Below are 8690 nucleotides of genomic sequence, written 5' to 3'. Positions count from 1 at the left end.
GTCGGGCCCTCGGGCCCGACCGGCTTCGCCGCGCACACCGTCCCCGACTCAGGAGCACCCATGTCCCGCGTCCCGATCTCGGTCCTCGATCTGTCGCCGTTCGGCACCGGACAGACCCCTGCCGACGGCCTGCGGGCCAGCATCGAGCTGGCGCAGGCCGCCGAACGCCTCGGCTACCGGCGGTACTGGGCGGCCGAGCACCATTTCAATCCGGGGATCGCGGGGGCCGCGCCCCACGTGCTGCTGGCCGCGGTCGCCGCAGCGACCCGGAGCATCCGCATCGGCACCGCCGCGACCATCATCGGCAACTACTCCCCCGCGCAGGTCGCCGAGGCCGCGGGGGTCGTCGCCCAGCTGCATCCTGGGCGCTTCGATCTGGGCATCGGCCGGTCGGGATCTCGCGGCGCGCCGCAGACCTCGGCCGCCACGCCGCACGACCGCGTCGTCGACGGGCTGCTCCTCCCCGCCGCGCGTCCGTTCGCCGGGTTCGGCTCCGAGCGCTTCATCGTCCAGGCCCGCCTGCTCGGTCGCAGCGAGGCCGACGGCGAGCGGTTCGCCGACGACGTGGCAGACATCCTCTCCTTCTTCGACGGCACGTACACCCCGCCGGAGAACCTGCCGATACATGTCACGCCCGCCGAGGGAGCCGATGTCACGGTGTGGATCCACGGCTCGACAGCCGGGCCGAGCGCCAGGCTCGCGGGCGAGCTCGGTCTGCCGTTCGGTGCGAACTACCACGTCGCCCCGGGATTCGTGCTCGACGCGATCGCGGAGTACCGCGCCGCCTTCCGGCCTGGGCGCGTCCCCCGGCCGTACGTCATCGTCTCGGTCGACGCCGTGGTCGCCGAGACGGATGCCGGAGCCCGCCGCCTCGCCGCGGGTTACGGTCGATGGGTGCACAGCATCCGCGCCGGCCAGGGCGCCGTCCCCTTCCCCTCACCCGAAGAGGCGGCCGCCCATCCCCTCGCCGATGAGGAGCTCGCTGTCGTCCGCGACCGTCTGGACACGCAGTTCACCGGGTCGCCCGAGACGGTCGTGGAGCGCCTCGAGACCCTGCAGCGCGTGACCGGCGCGGACGAGCTGCTGGTCACCACGGTCACGCACGACCCGGCCGACCGGCTGCGCTCCTACGAGCTTCTGGCCGGGGCGTGGGGCGCACACCCCGCCGAGGAGGAGCCCGCGACGGCATCCGTCCCGTCCGCCGCCACACGCGGCTGGAGCATCCGGCTCGTGCGCACCGAGGAGTACGGGCGGGCCGGCGAGGTGACCGCGCAGGCGTACCTGTCGAGCTACGGCGAGCTCTCGGATCAGTACATCGCCTCGCTGCGCGACGTGGCCGGACGCGTGCGATCGGGTGACGTGTGGGTCGCCGCCGACGACGCCGGCGAGATCCTCGGCACCGTCTGGGTCTCGCGCCCCAACCGCCCGCTCGCCGACATCGCCCGGCCCGGCGAGACCGACTTCCGGCAGCTGGCCGTCGCGCCCGCCGCCCGCGGGCGCGGCATCGGCGAAGCCCTCACCCGCCATGTGATCGCGCTGGCCCGCGAGCGCGGTTCGCACCGCGTCGTGATGAACAGCGGGCCCGAGATGGTGGGCGCGCACGCCCTCTACGCGAAGCTGGGATTCCGGCGGCTCCCCGAGCGGGAGGGCCTCACGGAGGTCGAGCCCGGCAGGTTCATCGAGCTGCTGTCGTTCGGCTACGACCTGGCCCCGGAGCCGGCCGCGGCCCCGCCGCAGGACCGCGCCTGGACGCTGGAGACGGTGGAATGGGACGATCCGCGTGCGTCGGCACTGCGGCAGGAGATGGATGCGGAGGTCTCGCCCCGGTACGCCGATCGGCTCGCCGCTGCCGTCGCCGACCTCGGCGACGAGGCGCAGCAGACCTTCGCGGTGCACCCCGAGACCATCGTGGCCACGGTCCTCGTGGTCGACGAGACCGGCGACGCGGTCGGTCACGCGGCACTGCGGGACCTCGCCCACGACGGCACGCGCGACCTGGAGGTCAAGCGCGTGTTCGTGAAGCCTCGCGCCCGGGGCATCGGCGCCAGTCGCGCATTGCTGGCCGAGCTGGAGCGCATCGCCCGGCGTCGCGGCGCAGGCCGGCTGATCCTGCAGACCGGCGACCGCCAGCACGACGCCGTCGCGCTCTACGAGCGGATCGGCTACCGGCCGATCCCGATCTTCGAGCCCTACCGCGCGTTCGCCTTCTCGCAGTGCTTCGAGAAGCAGCTCGCGCCGGCCTCGTGACCGCGCGACCGGTGGGCGGGCCCGTAGCGGCGCCATGACCACCACACCCGTGCATCAGCCAGGTGCGAGCGACATCACACGCCGGCCGGCGTGCGCGTCGGCGGTCGACCCACCGGTGTGACGGCATCCCTGCTCCCCGCCCGCTGGAACGCCGGATCGAACGAGGCGACCACCGCGATCAGGGAGCCCAGGGCGCACGTGGCGAGCGCCGCCTGCAGCGTCGCAGCCAGCCGAGGACGAAGGCGGCCACGATCAGCGGCAGCGGCGTCAGCAGCACGAGACGCCAGGCCGTGTCGGCTCCCACGGCGCCCAGCAGCACCGCGGCCAGCACCGGTCCGAGCACGCCCGCCAGTCCCCCGACCGCGGTGTAGGCGGCGAGCGCCCGCAACCGGGCGGCTCCGGCGAAGAGGTCCTGGATGACCCCGAGCACCTGGGCGCTGATGATGCCGGCGCCGAGGCCCTGCACGAACCGTGCGGCCACCAGCACCGCGACCGTCGGTGCCGTGACGGCGGCCGCCCCGCCTGCGAGGAACACGGCGAGGCCCGCGAGGAACAGCCGACGCCGACCGTAGACGTCGCCGAGCCGCCCGGACGGGATGAGTCCGAGCCCGAAGGTCAGCGAGAAGGACGCCAGCAGCCACTGCACTCCGGCCGTCGACCCCCCGAGCGAGGAGCTCACAGCCGGGGCGGCATACGTGATGACGGTCGCATCGAACAGCGTGGCGAATCCGGCCGCGAGGCATGCCCAGAGCGCGGGCCGCGCGCGGGGTGGCCGCGCGGCGCCCGGGCTCTCGGAGCTCATGCGGCCGCGAGCTCCCGCGTGCGCTTTCCGAGCGGATCGGCTTCCGTCCAGAGGGTGGTCGGGAACTCGCGGCGCAGCACGGGCGCCACCTCGAGGGCGAACCGCTCCAGGATCTCGAGCTGGCGCGCGAACGGCACCGTCGTCGGCAGGCTGATCGACTGCAGATCATGTCCGAGCCGGCCGTGGAACCGGGCGATCTTGTCGATCACCTGCTGCGGCGTCCCCACCAGCGCCGGCCCCTCGGCCACGGCGTGCTCGATGTCGCGGAACGGGGTGTTGTTGCCCGGCACGTTCGTGGCCGCGACGATCGCGTTGTACACCGGCCCGTACTCGCGGATCGCCTCCTGCGTGGTGTCGGCGATGAACAGCGCGCCGGAGCCGGCCGCCACGAACGACGCCGCGGGGTCGTGGCCGTGCCGCGAGTACTCGGCGCGGTAGTGGTCCACCAGCACGCCGTAGTTCTCCAGCGGCTGGATCGCGTTCGCACTGAACAGCGGGTCGCCGTGTCGCGCGGCGAGCCCCGCCGAGAACAGCGTCGTGGCCGAGCCGTGCCAGACGCGGGGCGAGCCGTCGAACGGCCGGGGCAGCGTCGTGACCCCCGACAGCGGTCGCGTGAACTCGGTTCCGGGCCACGTGACGTCCTCCTCGCGCCACAGCGTGCGCAGCAGCTCGTACTTCTCGGCGAGCAGCTCCCACTGATCGTCGATGTCGAGACCGAACAGCGGGAACTGGGCCACCTCGTTGCCCTTGCCGATCGTGAGATCCAGCCGGCCGCGCGACAGCTGGTCGATCGTCGCGTAGTCCTCCGCGACGCGCACCGGGTCGAGCACCGAGAGGACGGTCACGCCGGAGTTGAGGCGGATGCAGCTCGTCTGCGCCGCGATCGCGCCGAGCAGCACCGTCGGGGACGACGAGATGAAGTGCCCGGCGTGCCGCTCGCCGATGGCGACGGCATCCAATCCCAGCTCTTCGGCGCGGATCGCCTGACGGAGGGTCTCGGCGAAGCGCTCCGACGGCGAGACCTGGCGACCCGTGAGCGGGTCCGCGCGGTAGGGCACGATGTCGAGCAGCTGGAACCTCATGCGCGCGCCTCCGGTGCGACGAGCGTCTCGTCGGAGCGCACGCGCGAGAGCGGCGTCTTCTCACCGGCCTCGATCCCGACGGGCAGGCGGTTGCCCGCCGGCGGAAGCGGACACGTCGCGAAGTCGGTGTACGCGCAGGGCAGGTTGACGGCACGGTTGAAGTCGATGACCGTCCAGCCGTCCGCATCCGGGGCGTCCACACTCACGGAGCGGTTCGCGGCATACGTCGTGAGCCCGCTCGTGGCGTCGGTGAAGAGCACGAGCAGGTCGCCCGGAGCCTTGCCATCGAACGCGATGAGGGTGAACTGCTCGCCGCGCCACGAGAACTCGAGCACGCCCGGCGCGTCGTAGACGTGCGTGAGGCCGTCGACGGCGGCGCCGACCTCGGTGGGCAGCGGCGCGTCGAAGGGCCGGAAGCGCGCCGCCACCCGCCACCGCGGGTTCGGGACGTAGGTGGGGGTGCCCGCGTAGTCGGCGAGGAACGGGTGGTCCGACCGCCGGGGGCGCAGGATCGTGTGTCCACCGCGCTGGGCGATCTCCACAGCGCCGGCGATGTCGCCGTCGCGGAACGTCGGCGTGATGCTGGTGCGCTCGGGCAGCTCGCCGAAGGCGTGACGCCCCGCGAGGGTCGCGCCGTCGAGGCTCAGGCTCTCTCCGTCGGCGAGCTCGACGACGACGCCGGCAGCACCCAGTCGCCAGGTGCCGGGGGCGCCGGGGAGTGTGACGGGGTCGGGTCCGAGCCAGTGCAGCTCGGTGATCGCGAAGAATCCCAGGTCGTCCGCCCGGCGCGTCTCGTGGGCGCGATGCCACTCCTCCCAATCGCGGCCGAACTGGGCGCGGTCGAGGTCGGTGTCGATGATCGTGGTCATGGGATCCTCCTGGGTCAGGCCACTGGGGCCGGTGTCAGTGCGGGCCGCCAGCCCACCAGGGGCAGGACGGCGGCGCGGATGTCGGTCAGGATCTGGCGATACTCGTCCTCGTCGAACCCGTAGGGCAGCGCGACCCGCAGCTCGGTGCGACCGTCGAAGGTCGGGTCCTCGGCCAGTCGTTCGGCGATCTGCTCGGCCGTGCCGTGCAGGTCGCGCTGGAAGACGACGGTGCGTTCGCCGAGCGTGACCGGCTGTGCGGTGCGCTCGTCGCGCGCGGCGACGTACGCGGCGTAGTGCGCTCGCTGCGCCGCCGTCGCCGAGTCCGTCGGCACGATGACGCGCTCCACGCCGACGCGCGGCTCGTCACCGGTGAACTCGGCGAGGTATGCGTCCACGTGCGCGCGCTGCGCCGCCTCGAACGTGGCGGCGGCCTCGCCGTCCCCGACGTTGCCGAGCAGCAGCTTCAGCCCCCGCTCCGCCGCCCACCGCACGGATCGCAGCGATCCGCCGCCGAGCCACACCCGCGCGCGCAGTCCGGCCACGTGCGGCTGGATGCGCGGGACCTGAGGCCCGTACGGCGTGGAGAGCTCCTCGTCTGTCAGCGCGTGCCCCTCCAGCGACTGCAGGAACCGGTCGATGAGGAGGTACGGGTCGGCGGTGGTCGCGGCATCCCCTCTGCCGAGGCCGGCGAGCAGATCGCCGTGGGGCGCGGAGGTGCTGACGCCCACGTTGACGCGGCCGCCGGAGAGGGCGTCGACCGTCGCGAAGTCCTCGGCCAGCCGGAACGGCGTCTCGTACCCGAGCGGCACGACGTCGGTCTCCAGACGGATCGTGCGGGTGCGCTGGCTCGCGGCCGCCAGGAACGGCAGCGCCGCCGAGACGCCGCGCTCGAGATGACGCTGCCGGATGCCGGCGACGTCGAAGCCGAGTTCCTCGGCGAGCTCGAACAGCCGCAGCGTCGTCTCGAGCCCCGCGCCGGGGTCGTGCTCGGGGTACGTGCCGGCCAGGATGATGCCCGCGGCAGGGACGAGCGCGCTCACGCCGCCGCCCCGCCCGCGAGTGCCGCAGCGTCCCGCCGCGCCGGCGCCGAGCCCGGGATCGCCTCGATGAGACGCCGTGTGTACTCTTCTCGCGGCGCATGAAGGACCTGCGACGTGGGGCCCTGCTCGACGATGCGGCCGCTCTGCATCACTGCCACGCGGTCCGAGATCTCGCGGACGACGGCCAGGTCATGGCTGATGAAGAGGTATGACACCCCGACGTCGCGCTGCACCTCGGCCAGCAGGTCGAGGATCTGGGCCTGCACCGACACATCGAGGGCCGACACGGCCTCGTCGAGCACGACCAGGTCCGGGCGCAGCGCCAGCGCCCGGGCGATGGCCACCCGCTGGCGCTGACCGCCCGACAGCTGGGCGGGCCGGCGCTCGCCTGCTCCTGCCGGCAGCGCCACCTGGTCGAGGAGCTCGCTCACCCGGCGCGCCCGTTCGGCGCGCGCGACGCCGTAGGCCCGCAGCGGTTCGTCGATCACGTCGGCGATCGTGAAGCGCGGATCGAGCGAGGCGTAGGGGCTCTGGTAGACGAGCTGGAACCGCCGGCGCAGCGCACGCAGCTGCTCCCGATCTGCGTCGACGAGATCGTGTCCGTCGAATCGGATGCCGCCTGCCGTGGGCCTTTCCAGCCGGAGCGCGAGCCGCGCCGTGGTGCTCTTGCCGGATCCCGACTCGCCCACGATGGCGAGCGTCTCACCGCGACCGATGCGGAACGACACGTCGTCGACCGCCACGAGCCTGCCGCGGCCCGGCAGCGGGAACTCCTTGCGCAGCCCCGCCACCTCCAGGAGCGCATGCTGCTCGGGCAGCGACGCCTCTTCGCGGGCGGCGGCGCGCTGCTCACCGCGCTCCGTGGTGCGAGCCGTGCCACCGGCGCCGCGCAGTCCCGGCGCCGCGGCGATGAGGGCGCGAGTGTACGGGTGCTGCGGGCGCTCGAGCACCTCGCGGGCGGGCCCGGTCTCGACGATGCGGCCGTTCTGCATCACGATGATGCGATCCGCGCGGTCGGCCGCGACACCGAGATCGTGGGTGATGAGCAGCACGGCGGTGCCGAGCGTCGAGGCGAGCGTGCCGATGTGGTCCAGGATCTGCTTCTGCACGGTGACGTCCAGGGCGCTGGTCGGCTCGTCGGCGATCACGAGCCGCGGCTCGGCGGCCAGCGCCGCCGCGATCAGGGCGCGCTGCTTCATGCCTCCGGAGAACTGATGCGGGAACTGGCGCGCCCGCGCCTCGGGCTCGCGGATGCCGGCGAGGCGCAGGAGCTCGACGGCCTGCCGATCTGCGCTGCGGCGGTTCGCCAGGCCGTGGATCACGAGCGGCTCGCCCACCTGCCGGCCCACGCGCTTGACGGGGTTGAGGCTCGTGGTCGGATCCTGCGGGATGAGTCCGATGCGGCGGCCCCGCACCTCTCGCCAGGCACGGCGCGACAGCGCGGTGAGGTCGGTGCCGTCGAACGAGATCGTGCCGGAGTCCACCGTTGCGTTGCGGGCGAGCAGGTGGATGACCGCGTGCGCGGTGGTGCTCTTGCCGGATCCCGACTCGCCCACGATCGCGACCACCTCGCCGGTGTCGACGGTGAAGCTCACGTCGCGGACGGCGGGCCGCGCCTCGCCGTCGAGCGTGTACGACACCGACAGGCCCGAGACCTCCAGCAGGGCGGTCATCGGATTCCTCCATCACGTTCGAGGGCGCGCGAGATGCGGTTGGCCGACAGCACGACCGCCACGATCACGAGGCCGGGAAGCGTGGTCAGCCACCACGCCACGGCGAGATAGTCGCGGCCTCCCGACACGAGGGAGCCCCATTCCGGGGTGGGTGGCGGCGCCCCGAAGCCGAGGAACGACAGCGAAGAGATCGCGAGCACCATCACGCCGAACTCGAGAGCGGCCAGGGCCACGACCGGTCCCGACGCGTTCGGCAGCACGTGCCGGCGCAGCACCGCGTACCAGCGCACTCCCGACACGCGCGCCGCCTCGACGTAGACGGCCGTGGCGATCTGCAGCACCTCGGCACGCATGACGCGTGAGAACGAGGCCACGCTGGCCAGTCCCACCGCGATCGCGACGTTGAGCGTGCCGAAGCCGAGCGCGGTGATGAGCGCGAGCGAGAGCAGCAGGCTCGGGATGGCCAGGAGGACGTCCATGAACCGCATGATGGCGTCGTCGACGATGCCGCGCAGGAACCCGGCGAGCAGTCCGAAGAACGACCCGACCGCGAGTCCCACGACGACGGCGACGCTCGTCGCGGCGAGCGAGGTCGCCGAGCCGTACACGACGCGCGCGTACAGGTCGCGCCCCAGGTTGTCTGTGCCGAACAGGTGTGCGGCGCTGGGAGGCAGCAGCCGATCCTGGGGCACGCCCTCGATCGGGTCCCACGCCGTGAACCACGACGGCGCAACGGCCCACAGCGTCACCAGCGCGAGCACGAGGATCGACAGCACGAGCGTCGGCTGCGTGAGGACCGCGACGACCGGGCGGACCCGGGCGCGGCGGGTGGCGGCATCCCTGCGCTCTTCTTCGAGGGCGGCCGCGGTGGGGCCGCCGGCAGGGTCCGCGTCGGGATCGGTGAGGGATTCGAGGAAGGGGTCGCGCGGCTCGATGGTCCGCGACGGGGCGGAGAGCACGTTCTCGACGGTCATGGC

At 73.1% G+C, this 8690-nt stretch carries 7 protein-coding genes; 1 reads left to right on the top strand and 6 read right to left on the bottom strand.

Annotated elements, in window-relative coordinates; all coding sequences use genetic code 11:
* Nucleotides 1–2247, top strand: a 2247-nt coding sequence (locus tag ACTHNQ_RS02380; protein WP_440330829.1) for an LLM class flavin-dependent oxidoreductase, incomplete at its 5' end; no start/stop codon positions are given.
* 178 nt (nucleotides 2248–2425) lie between these two features.
* On the opposite strand, the gene ACTHNQ_RS02375 is transcribed toward ACTHNQ_RS02380, so the two are convergent.
* Genes ACTHNQ_RS02375 through ACTHNQ_RS02350 form a run of 6 tightly spaced genes read right to left on the bottom strand, consistent with a single transcriptional unit; the run spans nucleotide 2426 to nucleotide 8687 of the window.
* Nucleotides 2426–3049 carry an MFS transporter gene (locus ACTHNQ_RS02375; protein ID WP_440330828.1) on the bottom strand — a complete coding sequence of 208 codons (624 nt, stop codon included), beginning with the start codon at nucleotides 3047–3049 and terminating at the stop codon, nucleotides 2426–2428.
* On the bottom strand, nucleotides 3046–4131 hold the full coding sequence (locus ACTHNQ_RS02370; RefSeq protein ID WP_440330827.1) for an LLM class flavin-dependent oxidoreductase: 1086 nt from the start codon (nucleotides 4129–4131) through the stop codon (nucleotides 3046–3048). The genes ACTHNQ_RS02375 and ACTHNQ_RS02370 overlap by 4 nt, the downstream gene beginning before the upstream one ends.
* On the bottom strand, nucleotides 4128–5000 hold the full coding sequence (locus ACTHNQ_RS02365) for a DUF1684 domain-containing protein (RefSeq protein WP_440330826.1): 873 nt from the start codon (nucleotides 4998–5000) through the stop codon (nucleotides 4128–4130). Before ACTHNQ_RS02365 ends, ACTHNQ_RS02370 begins: the two co-directional genes overlap by 4 nt.
* A gap of 14 nt (nucleotides 5001–5014) precedes the next feature.
* A complete protein-coding gene (locus tag ACTHNQ_RS02360; RefSeq protein WP_440330825.1) occupies nucleotides 5015–6040 on the bottom strand; it encodes an LLM class flavin-dependent oxidoreductase in 1026 nt (341 codons plus the stop codon).
* Nucleotides 6037–7713 (bottom strand): dipeptide ABC transporter ATP-binding protein, encoded by a 1677-nt coding sequence (locus tag ACTHNQ_RS02355; RefSeq protein WP_440330824.1) that lies wholly within the window; start codon nucleotides 7711–7713, stop codon nucleotides 6037–6039. Before ACTHNQ_RS02355 ends, ACTHNQ_RS02360 begins: the two co-directional genes overlap by 4 nt.
* Nucleotides 7710–8687 carry an ABC transporter permease gene (locus ACTHNQ_RS02350; RefSeq protein WP_440330823.1) on the bottom strand — a complete coding sequence of 326 codons (978 nt, stop codon included), beginning with the start codon at nucleotides 8685–8687 and terminating at the stop codon, nucleotides 7710–7712. The genes ACTHNQ_RS02355 and ACTHNQ_RS02350 overlap by 4 nt, the downstream gene beginning before the upstream one ends.
* Nucleotides 8688–8690: the final 3 nt, after the last annotated feature.

This window comes from Microbacterium sp., assembly GCF_051953575.1.
Lineage (GTDB): Bacteria > Actinomycetota > Actinomycetes > Actinomycetales > Microbacteriaceae > Microbacterium.
The sequence above is the reverse complement of the archived record's forward strand: the minus strand, read 5'-3'. Positions and strand labels throughout refer to the sequence as shown.

Bases quoted from the DNA above. Each gene is read 5' to 3' on its own strand.
- ACTHNQ_RS02375 (WP_440330828.1), bottom strand. From the start codon at position 3,049: ATGAGCTCCGAGAGCCCGGGCGCCGCGCGGCCACCCCGCGCGCGGCCC.
- ACTHNQ_RS02370 (WP_440330827.1), bottom strand. From the start codon at position 4,131: ATGAGGTTCCAGCTGCTCGACATCGTGCCCTACCGCGCGGACCCGCTC.
- ACTHNQ_RS02365 (WP_440330826.1), bottom strand. From the start codon at position 5,000: ATGACCACGATCATCGACACCGACCTCGACCGCGCCCAGTTCGGCCGC.
- ACTHNQ_RS02355 (WP_440330824.1), bottom strand. From the start codon at position 7,713: ATGACCGCCCTGCTGGAGGTCTCGGGCCTGTCGGTGTCGTACACGCTC.
- ACTHNQ_RS02350 (WP_440330823.1), bottom strand. From the start codon at position 8,687: ATGACCGTCGAGAACGTGCTCTCCGCCCCGTCGCGGACCATCGAGCCG.